Source organism: Pseudomonas sp. X10 (assembly GCF_054889225.1).
The window spans coordinates 3,443,199-3,461,813 of the sequence record NZ_CM142677.1 but is presented as its reverse complement, the minus strand read 5'-3'; the positions used below and the strand labels follow the sequence as shown (position 1 = coordinate 3,461,813).

Below are 18,615 nucleotides of genomic sequence, written 5' to 3'. Positions count from 1 at the left end.
AGCTCTCTTGGTTGTTGTTCGAGGCGTGAGCGCAAATGTGCAGACGATCAATATTGACCCTTGGGCTCCAGGCCCAGCGCCAGCTGCCCATACATGGTGCCGACGGCGTCCCAGTTCATGCTGATGTGCCGTGACACGGCATTGACATCGCGCCATGCGCGTTGAACCGGGTGTGAGGTGTCCAGCCCCTGACCGCCGGTGGAGGCGTTCAAGGCTTCGATGGCGCGGACGGCCAGTACGACGGAGAACGCCTGGCCCAATCGGCTTTCGATTCGCTCATTGACTGAGATGGTTTCGCCGCGTTTGATCGTCGACTCGCGTTCCTTGAGGTCTGCAATCAAGGTGCGGTGCGCGGCCGTGCAACTTGCCTGGGCATCGGCGACCCGCAACTGAACGGTGGCGAACTCGGCCATACGGTTCTGGCCACCCGCGACAGCACCACGAGTAACCCGAGTGGCTGTGCGTTCCAGGTAATCCTCCAGCGCGCCTTTGGCCGCACCGATCGCAACGGAGGCAAGGCAAGAAGGGATGTTGCAGAGCATCGGCATCTTGAAAACGGGGTTTTCGCCATGGACGTCGGCGCCAGGGCCTGTGCCATTGCTGGTCTCGGCGAAGGTCAGAACCCGGTGCGCGGGCACGAAGACATTTTCCATCACCAATGTCTTGCTGCCGGTGCCGGCGAGCCCCATGACATTCCAGGTGTCTTCGATGGCGTAGTCCCGGGCGGGGACGAGCAGGAAAGCAGGGCCGGCCGCGCGCGTTTCATCGGCAGGCAGGATGGCTGCGCACATCGCCCACTGGGCACAGTCGCTACCACTGGCAAAGCCCCAGCGCCCGCTGATGCTATAGCCGTTGGCGACAATCTCCGCCTTGCAGGCTGGGGCGTAGGATCCGCATACCAAGGCGTCTGGATCGTTATCCCAGACGTCCTTCTGCGCTTGTTCTGGGAACGTGGCCAGCAGCCACTGATGGGCGGCGAGTAGCCCTGCAACCCACGCTGTCGATGCGCAGCTTTTGGCCAGACCGATGTTCAGTTCTACCAGATCCGAAAAGTCGAACTCGTAACCGCCAAATGCCTTGGGCTTCATGACATCGAAGTAACCGATCTTGCGCAAAGCCTCGATGTTCTCCAGGGATACTCTTCGGTCCGCTTCGATCTGGCCGGCTCGTGCGGCGAGGACGGGGGACAGTTGGGCGACGTGGGCCTGCAATTCGGCGAGTCGGGGGCGATGGGGCTGGCGCCGGGATGTGGGCTGACTTGGAAATTCGATCGTGTTCATGATTGCTACCGAGATGGGCTGGAGAGATGACGCGAAGCCGGTTTCGAACCGTCTTGCCCGTCAGCTTTCGAAGGGGGCTCAACCGAATGTCGCGTTCCGGTAAAGCAGAGGCTTGACGTCGTCTTCGAGAAGAACCTCTACAACCGTGCCCACGAAGATGGTGTGGGTGGCATAGGGAATGGCCGCTGCTTTCTTGCAGACGATGACGGACTGGGCATCACGCAAGTACGGAAGTCCGTCGTGACAATTGCGCCAGAACCTATCGGTGAAGCGCTCTTCGGCAGGCACGCCGCCGCTGAAGGCCTTGCACAGCTCGGCCTGGTCGTGACGCAACACGTTGACGCAGAACTCGCGGCCGGAATGCAGGATGTCATTGAGCAACGTTGACTGGTTGACGCAGATGATCATCGAAGGTGGGGACATGGACAGCGAACTGACAGCCGTCATCGTCATACCGTGGCGGCGGGAGTGATCGGAGGCGGTCACGATGGTTACGCTGGCTGCGTAGCGACGCATCGCGCTACGGAACGATTGTTCAACGGTTTGTGGGGCAACGGCGGCTTCCATGGTGTCTCCTTGTTCTTATCGGTAGCCAAGTTGCAATCACAATATTTGCAAATGCAAGTGTTGTCAAAGAAATATTTCCATCCTTTTGATATAGTGCACAGGTCATTCAAGAGGCCTGCGTAGTGTTCAAACTGATCGATTCCTATCCCTTTCTGCTCAACCGGGTCGGCGTGCGATTCGGTGATCTCTTCTCCCGACGTATCGCGGGCTATGGCGTTACCGTGCCGATGTACCGCGTGATGAGCGCTCTGAGGGAGTCGGGGTATCAACGTCTCAACGACCTTGCCGGTATGACCAGCATTGAGATCTCGACTCTGTCGCGGCTGATCGGAGCCATGGAAAAGCTGGAGCTGTTGTCACGCAGTCGCGTCGAGAACAACGCACGCAGCGTTGAAATCAACCTGACGACGAAGGGAGAGGCGCTGATCGATGAGCTCATGCCGATAGCCAAGCATTTCGAAGATGTGGCCATCGCCCATCTCTCCCAGGAAAAACGCGAGCTGCTCAAGGAAATACTGATCGACATCTATGATCGGTTGGAGGTGATAGAGCCCTGACGCACTGTTCCAAGGGGCGCACGGTGTGTTTCAGATCTTCGCTCTGAGCGCGATATCCAGATAGGCTTTCACCGCTCCGGTGGTTTCCGCGCTGCGGCTGAGCAGAAACAGGTGAGCATTCAACTGCCCGGACTTCACCGGCTTGTAGACGAGGTTTGGAATGTGTACTTGCATCAATGGCTCGGGTACGAGCGCCACGCCGAGCCCCGACGCGGCCAACGCTAGGACCGTGAGTGTGCTGGCTACCCGATAAGCGATGAAGGGGCTGCATCCCATCGATTTTTCCAAGGCAGGTTCCAGGGTTTTGTATCGCTCATCTGCCGTGTAGAGAATGATCGGCTGATCGATCAGCGAAGCGGGAATCAGATGGGGCTGGCCTGCAAGGATGTGATCGTTGCGCATCGCCGCGATCACTGGCCACTCGCCGATCCGCGTGCGTCGCAACATCGAGTCGCTGTTCACGCTATGCCCCGAGGTATAACCCACATCCAGGCGGCCGGATAGAATCGCGGCGCCTTGCAACTGCGGTGACATCTCCTGTACCTGCAACTCTACGTCGGCATGTTCGCGGTGGAATGTGTTGACGTCATCCATCAGGCGGCCACTGAACACTGCGTTGCCGGCAAAACCGACTCGTACGATGCCAGAGCCGCCACTGAGCGAACGCTTGACGGCTCGCCGCGCATGATCGGCTTGATCGACCGTATGCTGGGCCTCGCGCCTGAGCACTTCGCCGGCCTGGGTAAGGGTGACTTTGCGCGTAGTCCTGATGAACAACAGGCCGCCCAGTTCATCTTCCAGCGCCTTGATTTGCACGCTCAGCGCGGACTGGACGATGTTCAGGCGTGCAGCGGCGCGACCGAAGTGGCCTTCCTGCGCGACGGCAAGAAAGTAACGAAGGTGGCGCAGTTCCATCGAAGACCTCGTTGATCGATCTGTGACGGGGGGCGCGGCCACCCCGTGGCTCAGTCATCTAGAAGTAGACCAATGCCTCGATGGCACCGGTCAACTGATTGCGGGCATCGCCATTGCCGAACGGACGATCATGTTCCCGTGCGTCGAATGTGTCGTAACGCAGCTCGGGACGCAACACAAGATATTTGTTGACGTCGTAACGCAAGCCAGTAGTGATCGCACGGTATGTGCCGCGGGCGGTGGACGCGGGGAACTGAATGAAACCATCTCTATCGTCGAAGTGTTCCAGTCGCGTGGAAAACGACAAGTCCTTGCGAATTCGATAGGTCAATACTGCGTTGGCCCCCCACCACCTCGCGCCGTTGAAACCTGGTCCGGTAATCACGTCTACTGTGCTCGGCTTGCCGTCGCCATCCTGATGCCCGTAAAGCACTTCCGCGCCCATGGACCAGTTCTGATCGAACTTGTGCCAACCGTTCAGGGAATGCATCTGCTTGAACTGGCCATCGGGAGAAGTGATCCTGCCTTTGGGCGTCTGCACATCGCTGAAGCTGTCATTCTGCGAGTCCCCGAGCAGGAACTCGTAGTCGATCCAAGTATTCATGTCCGCCGTACGCCAACGGACAGCACCCATGACCGACTTTTCATCGTTGTTGTCGCGCACGTTCGCCTGGCCCTGAACGACACCCAGTTCCAGCCCCAGCAACATGTCCTTGTCATTGACCACGCGAGTGCCAACTAGCACGCCGGCGAGGGGGCCGGCCTCGGCAATCAGGGCGTAAGAGTGGGTGGCGAAAGGGTTCCGGGCAAACCTCAGGTTGGAAGGGATTTCATAGCCGATCCCTGAGCCGAAGATACCCGCCATCACAGTCACCCCACCCGCAAAAGGAAGGTAGGCGGTTGCAGCCAGGTTCGGGGTGGACAGGAAATTCTGCCTATCGCGTGTCGCCTTCGCAGAATCCTTGTCACCCGGCGAGTTGATGCCCCAGTGAGCGTCCCAGCCGTAGAGGCGGGAGTTTTGCGCGTTGCGCCCGTAAAGCGTTTCCATGGTAAAGCCGAAAGACGCTTCTGTCGGAGCTGGGCCTGGCAGTGGAGTGACCCTTAGAACCTCCGTGGTTTTGATCGACTTGTCGACGAACAGATGCAAACCGGCCAGCTCGAATCCTTCATCGGAAAGTCCGGTGAGTGGCGAGTTGGTCAGCCCTGATTTCCGGTCTTTGCTGGAAGAGTTGTTATTCAGTGAAACACCAGCATTCAGCAGGCCAGAGACAGTGATTCCATACTCGTTTTCGAGAGTGTCACCGAAAACACTGCGAAACACGGTGCCTTCGGCCGCAGGTTCAGTAGTGCCCGCAGCCAGGCAACCGGTTGAAAGCAGTACAGCAATCAGCGTACCAGACGCTTTGATGTCGAGAGGGGTCATGACTCGTTCACTTTATTATTGTGGGACAGCCGGATATGAGCTGTCATGTGTTCACAGCAGTCAGTCAGCGCAAATGATCATCGAGATCGGGTTGAGTTTTTCAGGAAACTTCGCGGGGTGATGAACCTCGATGCGCAACGATGTAGGGAAGTTGAGCGTGGTATTAGCCTGGGGTTTAAGTTATCAAGCCAACCACGCACTGGCATCAGCCCGCATCTTCTGTTCCATTGCGTCGCCTCGGGTGGCGAACTTTCCTTGCAGTGGAAAACCACTATGTTCCAGTAGGTAGGCTAATGCGGCATATTCGCGCGGGTAGTTTCGAAGCGACTCTTGGTCGATTTCTACCGGCCCTTGGGGGAAAGTGAATGCACCCATGTCATAGATGGTCTGACGCTTGAAAATCTTCCATTGACCGCGACGTTTTTCAACCAGGTCGTAGAACCGGTTGTGGACGGTGCATCCCAGCTTCAGTTTTGCGTTTTCACCGATGATGACGGCGTTGGTTTCGACGACAGGCTTGTCGCCGTTGAATGTCACGACCGGATTGGCGATCACGTGTTTCGTCCGAAAATCGGAGGCTCCCATGCGCTGCGAACCTTTGACGAAGTCGCTGAACAAGCCCTTGAACCAGGTGATTTCGATGGTCCCGTCGGGATGGGCGAGGTTGAGCAACTGCTCCCATTGACCGAGATCACGGTGGATCCAGCCGGTCATGAGATCGGAGATTTGGAGTCGATCTTCAACATAGTTCTGCATGGTGCTTCCTGAGGCAGTTCTTGAGGGTGTGGAATTAGCCTCCGATATAAGTGAAGCAATATCCAATGAATTAATAACAACAATTGATCGCTTTTAGAGATCAATAGGGCGGATGAGGGACAGGCTTCTCTATGGCACAGCATGCCGGCGCGAAGACAAGCGGGTAGGGCGTCGAGCATTAGTCGAGCGAACCGGCTCCTCTGGCGCATGGGCGGTGTAGTGGTCAACTAAGCCCGGACACTGCGTTAAGTTTTTCCTCGGCCACAGCGGGCCAGCAAGATCGGCCAACTGCTTCCGTATCAATGGACACCTGCCTGAATCAAATAGGTCTCCAGTGCGGTCATCGCTCTTCACAGGTTCCGACAGCAGCTAAAAGCCGCTCCAAGACCTCTGCTTCAATCCCCCCATCATCGCTGCCCTCCCTGAACACAGAGCAAGTCGCCGCATTATTGCCACTTGAATAATGAAATACTGCGATTACGCCGCCTGGCCCGACTCCTGTGTGCCCAGAGCCTGATCCAGTCGGCACGTATGGATGGACATGATCCGTACGCCCACCTCAAGGAGGTACTGATGCGGTTGCCGACGCAGAAGGCCAACGAAATTGCTAAGTTATTACCCCACACTTGGCGTATGAATGCGACCATAAGCTAGCTGGGTACTCCCAGGACTATTGATGAGGTAAACATGGAAGTTAGGCAAATCACCCTCAATGACCTCAACGGGTTTTACTCGCTTTTTTGTGAAGTGAATGCCGAAGGTCGTTACTCAGCTCGCTCAACCCCGCCCCCTCTAGAAGCAATAGAGCGAGCGTTAATCCAGGTTGTAAAAAAATCTTGGCCTGTATACGTAATTGAGCATGACGGGCAAATATTAGGCTCGGCGGAAGCCTACCCAGAAAGCTTCTGCCGACCTGGCGGTAGCGACAGCATCGGGATTCTAGGGATGCAAGTGAAGCGAGAGTATCGCCGCAATGGCCATGGCTCTGCTCTCCTTTCAATCGTGATTGAGCATTGCCGAAGTGCCGGCTTCACCTCGCTGGATCTCAGTGTGTTTGAATCGAACAAGCCTGCCAGATCACTTTACGAAAAGCTTGGTTTTATCCGCCTCGAATACCTCCCGCCTTGCGCGCTTTCGTGTGGCAAGGTTGAACAGCCCATCAAAATGCGACTAGCGCTCTAATCGTCCTTTGGATGCTGGACTCAGGGCCAACATTGTCAATGTGTGATGACTAGACGCTTACCTATCTCCAGCAGCGCAAAGAGACTCTGGTCGCGAAGGTTTCCTTAGCTTTCGACAATTTGCTTGATTGCATCAATGTGAGTGAGGACGTCATGGCGCAAATTGTGCCGGAGCAGACGGTCAACTGCGACAAACAGATTGGCCTGCGACCTACCAGGTGGCCTGCCTTTCAATGAAACCTGACCAGTACCACTGTGGCATTGTCCCGCCCACCATACTCGGCGGCGAGTTCGATCAGCCGTTCACTGGTGGCCTGCAGGTTGTGCTGGCACACGTGGCGTAGCAGTCGGGTGATTTCGTGGTGGGGTATGCTGCCATGAATGCCATCGCTGCATAGCATCAGCACATCTTTAGGCTGTACCGGATGGATGCCGATCTCCGGCTCTACCCGTGGCGAGGGGCCGATCGCCTGCAGCAGCATGTTGCGCGCTGGCAGGCGGTCGAAATGTCCGGCGTCGAGTGCCTGCTGGTACCAGGTCTGGTCGCGGCTCAGTTGTTCCAGTGCTCCAGCGCGGTAGCGGTACAGGCGACTATCGCCGACATGGAACGTCAGCAGCGGACCACCCGCCTGGGGACGCCAGATGCCGGTCAGGGTGGTGCCCATGCCACGGCCTTCGCTCACGTGCCGTGCGACGTTCTGCGCATACAGGCGAGCATTGACTGCTTCCACCGCATCCTGCAAGACCCCCACGGCTTGCATTGCCGGGACCTGGCAGGTCGCGTCCGGGTCGCTGGAGCCGAGTCCGACATGGACGATCTCCCGGGCCAGGTGATCGCGTAGGGTTTCCAGCGCCAGGGCACTGGCCAGCGCTCCGGCGTCATGGCCTCCCATGCCGTCGGCCACGGCCAGCAATTCGAGATGGGCATCGAGTAGGTAGTGATCTTCGTTGTGCTGACGGGCAGGGCCGGTATCGCTGTAGCCGAACGCCATGGCCCCACGCAGTGGACAGGGGGCGCTGGCGCCGTGGTTCTGCGCCTTGCTCATGGCAGGTCCCCGTTGTTGTCCGATTGGCGCAGGAATTCATGGCGCACAAGCGGATCGTCGATATGCCCGGCGACGCCGTCCAAGAAGGCCTGGCGACTGCTCGCACGCTCTAGGGCACGGCTCACTACGATGCGTGCGATGGGGCCGATCAGGTAAGTCAGGTGTGTTTCCACTGCCTGCGTGAACGCTTCGTCAATATCTTGCGGGGCACTGTCGAGGCTCTCGTCCATCGGCCTTGCTGGTGCCATGTCATCGGTGGCGGGGCTGTCCTGGGTGGCGCTGAAGGACTGGTAGAGTGCATCGGTCGCGTTGATGAATTCTTCCCGGCCACGTTCGGAGGGGATGTGTGGCAGCAGGGTGCTACGCATGCTCGGGAAGTCGCTGGCGCTGGCCAAGCTGCGCTTGACCAGCAGGCGCGCTAGGGGGCCGATCTGCTGCGAGAGCAGCGACTCGAGCTGCGGCCTGACCTGGTGCTTCCAGGGCGTCAGGGTATCGAGCGCTTCGGCGCTGGCATTGCTGCCCAGGCCGGTGCTCGGTGTCGTGGTCAGGCTGCCTGGACCGACGCGGGTGGGCATCATCAGGCGGGTACGGTCGTCATCGAGTTCCGCGGAATCCAGCGCCTGCTCGCCGGTAAATGCCTCCAACGCCCGGAGAAACGCCTCGGCCGATTCGAAGCGCGCGTCGGGTCGCTTGGCCAGGGCCTGGTCAATGATGTTGTCCAGGCGCGGGTCCAGGGTCGGATTGAGGTTCGATGGCGGTACCGGCGTCTGATTGAGGATCTGCTGCATGACCATGGTCGCCGAGCCCGAGAAGGGGCGCTCGCCGGTCAGCAACTGGTAGAGCACGATGCCAGCGGAAAACACGTCGGATCGGCCGTCCACCTGTTCGCCGCAGAATTGCTCCGGTGACATGTAGCTGGGTGTACCGATCATCGAGCCGGTCTGGGTCAGCACCGAGGTGTCGATACGGGCGATGCCGAAATCGGTGACCTTGACCTGGCCGTCGGCGGTGATCAGCAGGTTGGCCGGCTTCACATCACGGTGCACCACGCCTTTGGCGTGAGCATAATGCAGTGCCGACAGCAACTGGCGCATCCAGGCGAGCACCTGGGACAGCTGGCGCGGTTCCTGGTTCTGTAGTCGAGTGTTGAGGGCGATACCATCGACGAACTCCATGGCGATGTAGGCGGCGCCATCGTCCTCGCCGTAGTCATACACCGCCACGATGTTGGGGTGGCTCAGGCGTCCGGCGGCCTGGGCTTCATTCTGGAAGCGGCTGACCACCTGTTGCTGCTGGCCTTCACCGAGCAGCTCGCGGCGAATCGTCTTGAGCGCGACAACTCGCGCGATATGGGGGTCGAAGGCCTTGTACACGGTGCCCATGGCGCCTTTGCCGAGCACGCTGTCGATGCGGTACTTGCCCAGTTGTTCGAGCATGGTGGCTCCCGGTTATTCTTCGAGCATCTTCATGGCGCTCACCAAGCTGGTGCGCATGCGCACGAACGACTGGCCCATGCGTGCCAGTTCGTCGTGGCCGCTGACGTCCATTTCCGGCACATCGTCCTCACCGAGGCTGACCCGGTCGGCCAGCGCCGACATGGCTTGCAGGCGACGGGTGACGAACAGATGGACCATTACGTTCAGTGCGCAGAACAGGAACACGAAGATGCCCAGCATCGATAGCATGAAGGTGTGCAGCATCTCGCCTGCCCGTTGCAGCGGCACTGCCAGTGGCACCGAGACCAAGCGTGCGCCGATGATCTCGTTGAGCTTCCAGCCAAAGCCGTTGTGCGTACCATAGAGGTCGACCACGGTCTTGGGTGCCGTTTCAGGTGAGGTGTGGCAGGCCAGGCATGCAGGGTCGGTGATCTGGATAGGCTGGGCGACGAATAGCGAAGGTCCCTTGTCGTCGGTGCGTTCGCCGATCAGTTCCTTGGTGTCGGGTTTGCCGCGCAGTTGGTTGACCACCTCGGTTTCCCAGCCGGTGGCGCGGTTACGCGGGTTAGTGGGGTTCAGTGTGGCTTCCTTGTAGAGGAAGTCCGGATAGGCCTTGAGCATTTGCTGCAACTGCTCGGTGGCGGCGAAGGAAGGGATTGACTGTGGCAGGAACTCGAACTTCAGGCGGTTCTCCAGCAGTGGCACGATCTGATCGGAGGTGTAGGTGCTACTGGCGGTCGCCGCGCCCATGAGCATGCGCGCCTTGTCCAGCGACTCGTCCCGTGCGCTGCGTTGCAGCAGGTAGTTGGCAAACAGGCTGCTGGCGATGAAGCCGACGACGAAGACGATCAGGAACACGACGTTGAATTTGATGGCCAGTGACAGTTTCATGGGGCATTTTCCGAGGACTCGGTGAGGGGCGGGTGGCGTTCGGTCAGTGTGTACCGGCCCTGCGTTCGAAACGGTACAGTTCGGCTTCCCATGGCAGCGTGCCGCCGAAATGCTGCAGGATCGCCTGGCGGAATGCCGGGTCTGACAGCCGCGGCGAGAAGCGTGTGGCCAGCGAGCGGGCGTTGCTTTTCAGTGGGCCGAGCAGCAGTGGGGAGACATCGGCGAAGGTGACGTCGCGCAGCTTCTTCAACGTATCGCCTGCGCCTTTGCGCGGCGATACGGCGGGCAGCGGATCGAAGAACGCCGCTGGCATCGTACTGATGAACGCGCTGGGCGGGCGTCCTGCGGCGCTCAACGGCGAATCGTCCAGGCGCCGGGCGTACTCTTCGCGCTTGAGGCTAGCCTTGCGGCTTTCGCGGCCCTTGGATTCGACCATACCGAGCGTGCCGTCCTCAACGAAGACTTCGGTACGCATCCCCTGGACGTGAATGACGCTGGCGCTGTGGCTGGCGTCCAGCATCAGATTGGCTGTATCGACGCGTAGGCTTGAGGGTTTCCCGGACAGTGGCTGCAGCTTGAGCCAGCCCTCGAGCAGGCCGATGTGGGTGGTATTACCGTTCTGTTCCAGGTAGATACGCGTTTTCGGGCCCAGGGCCAGGCGTACGCCAGCCACCTGGTCGAGCAGCAGGCCAGCGCTGCCGGATTCGAGATAGTCGCTGGCCTTCAGGCGAGTACCGGCCGCGGCTTCGTACAAGGACGTGGCTCGGATCAGTTGCGCAGGCTTTTCCGCCACGCTGAGCACACCAAGGTCGGTTGGCGCGGCGAGCGCTGACGACAGGCTCAGCAGGCCGGTCAGGAGAAGAAGTATCGGGGTTCTGTCCATGGTTCTGCCATCGAAAGGAACGGCGGCCACGGGGCTGTCCGTCAGGGCTGGAAATGTGCGCAGAGTAGCTGCTGAGGCGCGTTGGGGAACGTCAATTTTCTCTATGTATTTCAATGGGATGTATTGACCGATTTCATGGAATAAAAGCTTGTGCCCGAGTGTTATCGACCTGTGCGCGACGGTGTAATGCGGACGGTGGCGAGTCGCATATCCCGGGGAATAAGTTGTGAGGCTGGCCTGTTGTGTCTGCTCCAATCCATCACCGGAGACAGACGATCATGTATGACATCTCACTGCTCGGCGTGCGGCGTGCGTTAGCGTCATTCGCAGGCTGCAGCCCGCTTGGCTACTGTGCCCTGACCCTGTTGATGTTGGCGGGCTCGGTGCGTGTCGCGGTGGCCAACGAAGCGTTCCCCCCAGTGCCTGGCGCTACTGAACTGCTCAGCGTGCAGGCGCACGGCGTACAGATCTACGAGTGCCGTGTCGACGACGCGGGCAAGCTGGCCTGGGCTTTCCGCGAGCCGCTGGCGACCCTCATCCTCGATGGCCGAACCGTTGGGCGCCATTTCGCTGGTCCTTCATGGCAGATGACCGACGGCACGTTGGTGACTGGCAAGGTCGTCGCCCAGGCGCCGGGGGCGAATGAGCAGGATATTGCCCAACTGCGCCTGGAGATTGTGACGTATCAGGGGGCGTTGCCAGCGGTTCGCGAGGTGCAGCGTCTCGATACCCATGGTGGCCAGTTCGCGGGGAGTTGCCAGGAGGAGGGGGCGTTGCACCTCGAGCCGTACAGCGCGAGGTATGTATTCCTGGGCCAATAAGCCCTGTCGAGCGAGCGCGGGCCTGCTTCTCAGCTACCGTTCTCATGTATGTGAAAGCCATGGATACTGGTCGGAAGTGCCGTCAGCCTGGGGACAGAGTGCGCGGAAGGCTCCGTACCAGGTGACGCTTCATCCGCGACCGCCTCGGTAAAGTTTGTAGGGAATAGTCGGGAAAGTTGTCCGGTCGATCGAACCGGGCAGTCGTGAGCTGGCGGCGAGAATAGGAGTGAATAGAACGAAATGGCAATCGAAAGAGATAATAAATGCTATGGAATAAACGCGCATGACCAAGTGTTATAGCGAACTTTTCAACGGTGGAAGTTGCGCGACGTATGGCGGTGACTTTATTTATTAAAATTGGTTCCCGATACTTGTAAAAATACTGGTGGCAGCGCACTGTGTCAGTAATGCGGGCAAAGCGGCGCAGGTGTGTGAAAACAAGGAGGAGGGCGCATGCAAGCGCCTGAAGATGAACGTTGTTCGCCAGGAGGTGGCTCAGGTCTGCAGCAGGCTGTGGCCATTTGCAGGCCGTTCCAGGGTGTCGCTGAACAGTGTGCCAATCGTTTGCCTGGCCCGCGACAAGCGACTCATGACTGTGCCGATAGGCACCTCCAGAATTTCAGCGGCTTCCTTGTAGCTGAAGCGCTCGATGGCCACCAGCAGCATGACTTCGCGCTGGCCGTCGGGCAAATTGTTCACCGCCGTGAGGATCTGCTGGTGCATCAGGTCGCTTTCCGGCGTTTGCGCAGCCGGATCGGTGACGCCCTCGATAATGCTGTCGTTCCATTCCTGGCGCGAGCGGCTACGCACCTTGCGCGAGCGGACTTCGTTGATCCAGATTGTGTGGACGATGGCGAACATCCAGCTCAAGGGGGAGGTGTCGGGTTGCAACTGATGAGCGCGCTCCAAGGCGCGGACGCAGGCCAGCTGGACCAGGTCCTCGGCGTCGTGGCGGTCGCCGGAAATACGCAGAGCAAAGGTCCACAGGCGCGGCAGCATGCCGGGGAGCAGTGTGGGAAGGTCTGCACCAGTGATCGCCATAGTTCCTCGTTTCGTGTAATAAAGTCGACATGAAGTCAGGATGCGCCATGCCCCAGCCCACACACAGGCTGGCGGGTCCCTTCGCATGTCTTGGACTTCAATGTCACAGAGCCGATACACTGTGTGGATTGTGCCATCCCGGAGAATAAAAACCTATCCGGATGCGCCGCGCAAACGATTTATAATGCACTTTTGCGATGCTTTCGATCTCTTTTCAATGATCATGCATGCAGCTTGCGATAGTTTGGGCGATATTAATATGATGGCGTGCCGGCTATCCGCCAGCCCGTCGAGCGGCTCACAAGGCCAGAGCGACGTAGTCAAGACGTGAAGTACCATGAACAATGGAGTTCGGGAAGTGACCACCACTATAGCGGACGATGCTCTGCTAATGGCTTATGTTGACGGCGAGCTGTCGCCGCAACAGTGCGAGGAAGTCGAGCAGCTCATGAACGCTTCGCCGGAAGTGGCCGAGCGTGTCGCGCTGCTGATGTCGTCGGTCCTGCCATACTCCGAAGCCTTCGCTCGCCAGGCGGTGCCGCCGGTGCCCGAGAGCCTGACGCGCAATATCGATGCACTGGTCGCCGAACATACTGCCAGGGCGCAAGCCGTTACGCCCGAACCGACTCCTGTTTCCCGCCCCCGTGCTCCGGTCGGCGAGTCCGAGAGCCTGTTGTCCCGCGTGTTCGGCAAGCCGAAGTTCGGCTGGCTGGCCGTGGCCTTCGCCACGGGCGCAACTTGCTATGGCCTGGTGTTGCAGTCCGGTATCTTCGACGGTGCGCTGAATACCGACAGTGCTCTGCAGGCCCCGGCCGTGGCCCAGGTCCAGCCGTCGCCCTGGGTGCAACAGGCGGCAGCCTATCAGCGCCTGTACAGTCGCGACACGGTGAGTTACGTCAAGGCCGATGGCGAAGATGTGAGCCGCACCATCTCCGATATCCGTGAGCTGGATGGCCTGGAGCTGCGCGTGCCCGACCTTAGTGCCGCCGGGCTTACCCTCAAGCGCGTGCAGCGCCTGCGTTTCAACGGCAAGGCGCTGGTCCAACTGGTATACCTGCCGGTGCAGGGTGATCCGGTGGCGCTGTGCGTGATGAAGGAGCCCAAGCCCGACCAAGCGCTTACCCAGATAAACGTCGCGGGTATGGATGTTGTGATGTGGCGGCAGTCTCAGCTAGGCTACGCGCTGATCGGCACCCCGCAGGGCGTCGATCTTGATGCTGTTGCACGTTTGGTGGCCGACCGCAGTACCGGTCAGCTGTTCGGTGCCGAGGTAGCGCCGCCATCTTCGCTGTGGGTTGCCGATATTCGCCAGTAGAACCCCAGGGAGTCGGGTGCGGCGCAGGCGCCTTGATCCTGGACCGTTCCAATGCACCGCACCGTTTCCCGGCGTTTCCTCTCCATCGCAGCCCTCATTCTTCTAGCAGGCATGGGCTGCGCCCTGTCCATCATGCTGTCCGGGGCGTTTTCCACGCGCGCCGACGCCGCGCGCATGGTCGATGCCTTCGAAGCTGCGACTGGCGAACATCCGGGCTTTCGTCGCAATCACGCCAAAGGCATATGCATCAGTGGCCGCTTCGACAGTAACGGTCGTGGTGCCGAGTGGTCCCACACAGCGTTCCTGCGCCAAGGTAGCTTCCCCGTGATCGGACGGTTTTCCGTGGCCGGTGGTGACCCTTCAGTCAGCGATACTCGCAGCCACCTGCGCAGCTTGGCCCTGGACATGCGCGAGGGTAACGAGTCGTGGCGCATGGCGCTCAACTCCGTGCCGGTGTTCTTCGTCAGTACGCCCCAGGCATTGTTCGAACAACTGCGGGCTGCGGTGCCGGATCCGGGCACTACCGTGGCCAACCCCCATCGCTTGAGCGAGTTTCGTCGCACCCACCCCGAAATACGCCCCTTCGAAGAATGGCTGCAGGCGCACCCGCCGTCCTCGGGGTTCGACAACGGGACTTATTACAGCGTCAACGCCTTCTATTTCACCGACGCCGCAGGTGGCAAGCACCTGGTGCGCTGGCGCATGGAGCCGGAAACCCCGTATACCGCGCTCAATGAGCGACAGATCGAACAGAATGATCCTGATCTGCTGACCTACGACCTAGTCACACGCCTGGCCCAGAACGCGGCGCGCTGGCACCTGATCCTGACCTTGGCGCTGCCTGGCGATGTGAGCAACGATGCGACCCAGCGCTGGAGCCGTCCTGGCCATCGCGAAATCGATGCCGGTGTGCTGGTGATCGACCAGCAGCAGTCCCAGATCGATGGCCCGTGCCGGGATATCGACTTCAATCCATTGGTGCTGCCCAGGGGCATCCAGCCCTCGGACGATCCGTTGTTGCACGCCCGAGCGGCAGCTTATGCCGAGTCCCATCGACGCCGTCTCGCCGAGATGGGTGGGCACTGAGTCCAGGTTCACAGATCACCCTCTAACGGAACAAGCGCGTTTGGGGAGTGATGTAAAACTGGCTCGCCTGGCACGATAAATTTTTCATTTTCTATCGGAATAAAACCCGGACTCCGTTTGTTATTCCTTCACGAATGCAGATTCTTCGTGACTGACGGGGTATTTCGATGGGCCTTTCCGATCCGTGTGCAAGCGACACCTGGACAAGTGAACTCGCAAGCCTGGCTAGGCCGTTCGATGGCGAGCACCCCTGTGGTGAGAGCCTGGAATACGATGCCGACTACCTGGATCTTGAAGCCCTGGCCCAGGGCACGCCGGAGGTCGAGTACGGCAGCATCCTGACCCAGGCCACCGCCCCCGACTGGAAGGAGGTCGCCCGCCTGGCGCTGGCGCTATCTGCACGCAGTCGCGATTTGCGCCTGGCGGTGTACCTGACCAGCGCAGGACTGAATCTGCATGGCCTTCGCGGCTTGGCGGCCGGCCTGGCGCTAGTCGAGGCACTGCTGGACGAGCACTGGGAGCAGGTACACCCACAACTGGATCCGGGCGACGACAACGATCCGCAACTGCGCGTCAGCGTGCTGGCCAGCCTGTGCGAGGCCGCAGGCCTGTTGCAAGCCCTGCGCGAGACGCCGCTGGTCGAGGTGGTGGCGCTTGGCAAGGTCAGCCTGCGCGATATCGAGTTGGCCACCGGCGAGTTGGGTGCTTCCCCCGACCAGGCCGCGCTGTCGCTGGCGATGATCGAAGCGACGTTTCAGGAGGCCGGCCAGGAGACTCTGCAAGCCACCCTGACGCTGCTGGAGCAGGCCCACCAGAGCAGCGTGCATATAGAAAACTTGCTCACCGAGCGTGTCGGTTTCGCCAGCGCCATCGACTTGAGTGCCCTGTCGAATCTGTTGCGCCGCGCTGTCGACAACGTGCGCCAGCGTCTGCCGCAACAGACCGTCACGGCGCCAATGCAGGCAAGTGCCGATGCGCCGCAACCACTTGCAGCGTCATGCGGCGAGATCGGTAACCGCGATGACGTGCGCCAGACTCTGGATCGGCTCTGCGCCTACTTTGCCGTGCACGAGCCGACCAGCCCGGTGCCGCTGTTGCTGCAGCGCGCCCGCAAGCTGCTCGACCTGAGTTTCATGGAGCTGCTGCAGGACTTGGCCCCCGATGGCCTGGCGCAGATGGCCCTGGTCAGCGGCGTTCGCCATGACAGCGGCAGCGACGATTGAATCCACTCAACCCAGCCTATCGTCCCCTAAGCACAGGAGAAGCCCCGTGGCAGAAAACAGTCAGAAGTTCATTGCCCGCAACCGCGCCCCACGCGTGCAGATCGAATACGACGTGGAGATCTACGGCGCCGAAAAGACCGTGCAATTGCCCTTCGTCATGGGCGTGTTCTCGGACCTCTCCGGCAAGCCGGCCGAGCCGCTGCCGCCAGTGGCCGAGCGCAAGTTCCTGGAGATCGACGTGGACAACTTCGACGAGCGCCTCAAGTCGATGAAGCCGCGTGCGGCTTTCCAGGTGCCCAACACTCTCACCGGCGAGGGCAACCTGCCGGTGGATATCACCTTCGAGAGCATGGACGACTTCACCCCCGGTGCCGTGGCGCGCAAGGTGCCGTCGCTTGAAGCGCTGCTGAGCGCACGCAACCAACTCTCCAACCTGCTGACTTACATGGATGGCAAGACCGGCGCTGAGGAGCTGCTCGCCCGGGTGCTCAAGGACCCTGCGTTGCTCCAAGCCCTGAGCGCTACGCCCAAACCTCAGGCCGACGCGTTGCAAGACCTGCACGCCGACTGACAACAACGACCCGTTGAACGACCTGTAACCCGGCTGGGCCCTCGCGGCACCGGCAGATAGATCCTTTTGCCCAAAAATCGAGGGATGCTGCAAATGTCCACCTTGCAAAGCCAAGACGCAAACGCGTTGTCAGCACCAGGCGAAATCGACCTCGGTGACTTCGCAAGCCTGCTGCAGAAAGAGTTCAAGCCCAAGACCGACAAGGCCCGCGACGCGGTGGAAAACGCCGTGCGCACCTTGGCAGGGCAAGCGCTCCAAGACACCCAGCTGATCAGTGGCGATGTGCTTGGCACCATCGAGGGGCTGATCGCCGAGCTCGATCGCAAGCTGTCCGAGCAGATCAATCACATCCTCCACCACGAGGAATTCCAGTCGTTGGAAAGTGCCTGGCGTGGCCTGGATTACCTGGTCAGCAACACCGAGTCGGATGAGTCGCTGAAGATCCGAGTGATGAACATTTCCAAAAGCGAAGTGCACAAGACCTTGCGCAAGTTCAAGGGGGTAGCCTGGGACCAGAGCCCGTTGTTCAAGAAGCTCTACGAGGAAGAGTACGGCCAGTTCGGCGGCGAGCCCTATGGTACCTTCGTTGCCGACTACTACTTCAACAACAGCGCACCGGACGTGGAGTTGCTGTCACAGATGGCCAAGATCAGCGCCGCGACCCATTGCCCGCTGATCACCGCCGCCGACCCCAGCGTGATGCTGATGGAGTCGTGGCAGGAGCTGGCCAACCCGCGTGACCTGACCAAGATATTCCAGACTCCCGAGCATGCCGCCTGGCGCAACTTCCGCGCCTCGGAAGATTCGCGCTACGTAGGCCTGGCCATGCCACGCTTCCTGGCACGTGCGCCGTACGGTGCCAAATCCAACCCGGTAGAAGACTTCGACTTCGAGGAAACCACCGACAGCGTGGGCAGCAAGGACTTCACCTGGGCCAACGCCGCCTACGCCATGGCGGTGAACATCAACCGCTCGTTCAAGCACTACGGCTGGTGCTCGCAGATCCGTGGCATCGAATCGGGAGGGGCGGTCGAAGGGCTGCCGGTGCACACCTTCCCGACTGACGATGGCGGTGTCGACATGACCTGCCCGACCGAGATCGCCATCAGCGACCGCCGCGAAGCGGAGCTGGCCAAGAACGGCTTCATGCCGTTGGTGCACAAGAAGAACAGTGGCCTGGCCGCGTTCATCGGTGCCCAGTCGATGCACAAGCCGGCCGAGTACGACGACCCGGATGCCACCGCCAACGCCAACCTGGCTGCGCGCCTGCCATACCTGTTCGCCACTTGCCGTTTTGCCCATTACCTCAAATGCATCGTGCGCGACAAGATCGGCTCGTTCAAGGAGCGCGCCGACATGCAGGTCTGGCTCAACAACTGGATCGGCCGCTACGTCGAGCACAACCCGGCCACTGCTACCGAATCGGACAAGGCGCGCAAGCCCCTGGCCGGTGCCGAGGTAGTGGTCGAGGAGGTCGAGGGCAACCCCGGCTACTACCACTCCAAATTCTACCTGCGCCCCCACTACCAACTCGAAGGGCTGACGGTATCGCTGCGCCTGGTCTCCAAGCTGCCTTCGGCCAAGACCTGATGGTCGCTGGCTTAGCAACCTCGCTGCACCCCT

At 60.1% G+C, this 18,615-nt stretch carries 18 protein-coding genes and 1 pseudogene; 9 read left to right on the top strand and 10 right to left on the bottom strand.

Annotation, left to right across the window (positions count from 1 at the left end):
• Positions 1 to 47: 47 nt before the first annotated feature.
• Both ACYU03_RS15860 and ACYU03_RS15855 read right to left on the bottom strand, forming a co-directional pair.
• Positions 48 to 1,280: an acyl-CoA dehydrogenase family protein gene (locus tag ACYU03_RS15860; RefSeq protein WP_461885602.1), complete on the bottom strand. Its 1,233-nt coding sequence runs from the start codon at positions 1,278 to 1,280 to the stop codon at positions 48 to 50.
• Between the two features lie 78 nt (positions 1,281 to 1,358).
• Positions 1,359 to 1,847: a flavin reductase family protein gene (locus ACYU03_RS15855; protein ID WP_461885601.1), complete on the bottom strand. Its 489-nt coding sequence runs from the start codon at positions 1,845 to 1,847 to the stop codon at positions 1,359 to 1,361.
• A 122-nt stretch (positions 1,848 to 1,969) separates the two neighbouring features.
• On the opposite strand from ACYU03_RS15855, the gene ACYU03_RS15850 reads away from it, so the two are divergent.
• Positions 1,970 to 2,404 (top strand): MarR family winged helix-turn-helix transcriptional regulator, encoded by a 435-nt coding sequence (locus tag ACYU03_RS15850; RefSeq protein WP_461885600.1) that lies wholly within the window; start codon positions 1,970 to 1,972, stop codon positions 2,402 to 2,404.
• 30 nt (positions 2,405 to 2,434) lie between these two features.
• Here the strand turns inward: ACYU03_RS15850 and ACYU03_RS15845 are convergent, their stop codons facing one another.
• The 3 genes from ACYU03_RS15845 to ACYU03_RS15835 form a co-directional block, all read right to left on the bottom strand.
• Positions 2,435 to 3,319, bottom strand: a complete 885-nt coding sequence (locus tag ACYU03_RS15845) for a LysR substrate-binding domain-containing protein (RefSeq protein ID WP_461885599.1) — start codon at positions 3,317 to 3,319, stop codon at positions 2,435 to 2,437.
• A gap of 58 nt (positions 3,320 to 3,377) precedes the next feature.
• Positions 3,378 to 4,742, bottom strand: coding sequence for an outer membrane beta-barrel protein (locus tag ACYU03_RS15840; protein ID WP_461885598.1), 1,365 nt, complete (start codon positions 4,740 to 4,742; stop codon positions 3,378 to 3,380).
• A gap of 183 nt (positions 4,743 to 4,925) precedes the next feature.
• On the bottom strand, positions 4,926 to 5,498 hold the full coding sequence (locus ACYU03_RS15835; protein ID WP_461885597.1) for a nuclear transport factor 2 family protein: 573 nt from the start codon (positions 5,496 to 5,498) through the stop codon (positions 4,926 to 4,928).
• Positions 5,499 to 6,005: 507 nt separating this feature from the next.
• Here ACYU03_RS15835 and ACYU03_RS15830 point away from each other — a divergent pair.
• A pseudogene (locus ACYU03_RS15830) lies at positions 6,006 to 6,152 on the top strand (transposase domain-containing protein); the annotation flags it as partial.
• A 33-nt stretch (positions 6,153 to 6,185) separates the two neighbouring features.
• A complete protein-coding gene (locus ACYU03_RS15825; protein WP_461885596.1) occupies positions 6,186 to 6,680 on the top strand; it encodes a GNAT family N-acetyltransferase in 495 nt (164 codons plus the stop codon).
• 229 nt (positions 6,681 to 6,909) lie between these two features.
• Here ACYU03_RS15825 and ACYU03_RS15820 read toward each other — a convergent pair whose 3' ends face one another.
• The 4 genes from ACYU03_RS15820 to ACYU03_RS15805 are packed head-to-tail and all read right to left on the bottom strand — an operon-like array spanning position 6,910 to position 10,935.
• Positions 6,910 to 7,725 carry a PP2C family protein-serine/threonine phosphatase gene (locus ACYU03_RS15820; RefSeq protein ID WP_461885595.1) on the bottom strand — a complete coding sequence of 272 codons (816 nt, stop codon included), beginning with the start codon at positions 7,723 to 7,725 and terminating at the stop codon, positions 6,910 to 6,912.
• Positions 7,722 to 9,161, bottom strand: a complete 1,440-nt coding sequence (locus ACYU03_RS15815) for a serine/threonine-protein kinase (protein ID WP_461885594.1) — start codon at positions 9,159 to 9,161, stop codon at positions 7,722 to 7,724. The genes ACYU03_RS15820 and ACYU03_RS15815 overlap by 4 nt, the downstream gene beginning before the upstream one ends.
• A gap of 12 nt (positions 9,162 to 9,173) precedes the next feature.
• On the bottom strand, positions 9,174 to 10,052 hold the full coding sequence (locus ACYU03_RS15810) for a c-type heme family protein (protein ID WP_461885593.1): 879 nt from the start codon (positions 10,050 to 10,052) through the stop codon (positions 9,174 to 9,176).
• A 43-nt stretch (positions 10,053 to 10,095) separates the two neighbouring features.
• Entirely contained in the window at positions 10,096 to 10,935 is an 840-nt protein-coding gene (locus ACYU03_RS15805) for a hypothetical protein (RefSeq protein WP_461885592.1), read from the bottom strand.
• Between the two features lie 278 nt (positions 10,936 to 11,213).
• Here ACYU03_RS15805 and ACYU03_RS15800 point away from each other — a divergent pair, with 278 nt between their 5' ends.
• Positions 11,214 to 11,756, top strand: a complete 543-nt coding sequence (locus tag ACYU03_RS15800; RefSeq protein WP_461885591.1) for a DUF3455 domain-containing protein — start codon at positions 11,214 to 11,216, stop codon at positions 11,754 to 11,756.
• Between the two features lie 495 nt (positions 11,757 to 12,251).
• Here ACYU03_RS15800 and ACYU03_RS15795 read toward each other — a convergent pair whose 3' ends face one another.
• Entirely contained in the window at positions 12,252 to 12,797 is a 546-nt protein-coding gene (locus ACYU03_RS15795) for an RNA polymerase sigma factor (RefSeq protein WP_461885590.1), read from the bottom strand.
• Between the two features lie 358 nt (positions 12,798 to 13,155).
• On the opposite strand from ACYU03_RS15795, the gene ACYU03_RS15790 reads away from it, so the two are divergent.
• From ACYU03_RS15790 to tssC, 5 genes are all read left to right on the top strand, one after another.
• A complete protein-coding gene (locus ACYU03_RS15790) occupies positions 13,156 to 14,112 on the top strand; it encodes an anti-sigma factor family protein (protein WP_461885589.1) in 957 nt (318 codons plus the stop codon).
• 51 nt (positions 14,113 to 14,163) lie between these two features.
• Complete coding sequence (locus ACYU03_RS15785) at positions 14,164 to 15,198, top strand: catalase family peroxidase (protein ID WP_461885588.1); 1,035 nt, start codon at positions 14,164 to 14,166, stop codon at positions 15,196 to 15,198.
• Positions 15,199 to 15,365: 167 nt separating this feature from the next.
• A complete protein-coding gene (gene tssA / locus ACYU03_RS15780) occupies positions 15,366 to 16,421 on the top strand; it encodes a type VI secretion system protein TssA (protein WP_461885587.1) in 1,056 nt (351 codons plus the stop codon).
• Positions 16,422 to 16,467: 46 nt separating this feature from the next.
• On the top strand, positions 16,468 to 16,992 hold the full coding sequence (gene tssB, locus ACYU03_RS15775) for a type VI secretion system contractile sheath small subunit (RefSeq protein WP_461885586.1): 525 nt from the start codon (positions 16,468 to 16,470) through the stop codon (positions 16,990 to 16,992).
• Positions 16,993 to 17,085: 93 nt separating this feature from the next.
• Positions 17,086 to 18,582 (top strand): type VI secretion system contractile sheath large subunit, encoded by a 1,497-nt coding sequence (gene tssC / locus ACYU03_RS15770; protein ID WP_461885585.1) that lies wholly within the window; start codon positions 17,086 to 17,088, stop codon positions 18,580 to 18,582.
• The last annotated feature ends 33 nt before the right edge of the window (positions 18,583 to 18,615 follow it).

Coding starts and splice junctions, on each gene's coding strand:
- ACYU03_RS15860 (WP_461885602.1), bottom strand. CDS start 1,280: ATGAACACGATCGAATTTCCAAGTCAGCCCACATCCCGGCGCCAGCCC.
- ACYU03_RS15855 (WP_461885601.1), bottom strand. CDS start 1,847: ATGGAAGCCGCCGTTGCCCCACAAACCGTTGAACAATCGTTCCGTAGC.
- ACYU03_RS15845 (WP_461885599.1), bottom strand. CDS start 3,319: ATGGAACTGCGCCACCTTCGTTACTTTCTTGCCGTCGCGCAGGAAGGC.
- ACYU03_RS15840 (WP_461885598.1), bottom strand. CDS start 4,742: ATGACCCCTCTCGACATCAAAGCGTCTGGTACGCTGATTGCTGTACTG.
- ACYU03_RS15835 (WP_461885597.1), bottom strand. CDS start 5,498: ATGCAGAACTATGTTGAAGATCGACTCCAAATCTCCGATCTCATGACC.
- ACYU03_RS15825 (WP_461885596.1), top strand. CDS start 6,186: ATGGAAGTTAGGCAAATCACCCTCAATGACCTCAACGGGTTTTACTCG.
- ACYU03_RS15820 (WP_461885595.1), bottom strand. CDS start 7,725: ATGAGCAAGGCGCAGAACCACGGCGCCAGCGCCCCCTGTCCACTGCGT.
- ACYU03_RS15815 (WP_461885594.1), bottom strand. CDS start 9,161: ATGCTCGAACAACTGGGCAAGTACCGCATCGACAGCGTGCTCGGCAAA.
- ACYU03_RS15810 (WP_461885593.1), bottom strand. CDS start 10,052: ATGAAACTGTCACTGGCCATCAAATTCAACGTCGTGTTCCTGATCGTC.
- ACYU03_RS15805 (WP_461885592.1), bottom strand. CDS start 10,935: ATGGACAGAACCCCGATACTTCTTCTCCTGACCGGCCTGCTGAGCCTG.
- ACYU03_RS15800 (WP_461885591.1), top strand. CDS start 11,214: ATGTATGACATCTCACTGCTCGGCGTGCGGCGTGCGTTAGCGTCATTC.
- ACYU03_RS15795 (WP_461885590.1), bottom strand. CDS start 12,797: ATGGCGATCACTGGTGCAGACCTTCCCACACTGCTCCCCGGCATGCTG.
- ACYU03_RS15785 (WP_461885588.1), top strand. CDS start 14,164: ATGCACCGCACCGTTTCCCGGCGTTTCCTCTCCATCGCAGCCCTCATT.
- tssA (WP_461885587.1), top strand. CDS start 15,366: ATGGGCCTTTCCGATCCGTGTGCAAGCGACACCTGGACAAGTGAACTC.
- tssC (WP_461885585.1), top strand. CDS start 17,086: ATGTCCACCTTGCAAAGCCAAGACGCAAACGCGTTGTCAGCACCAGGC.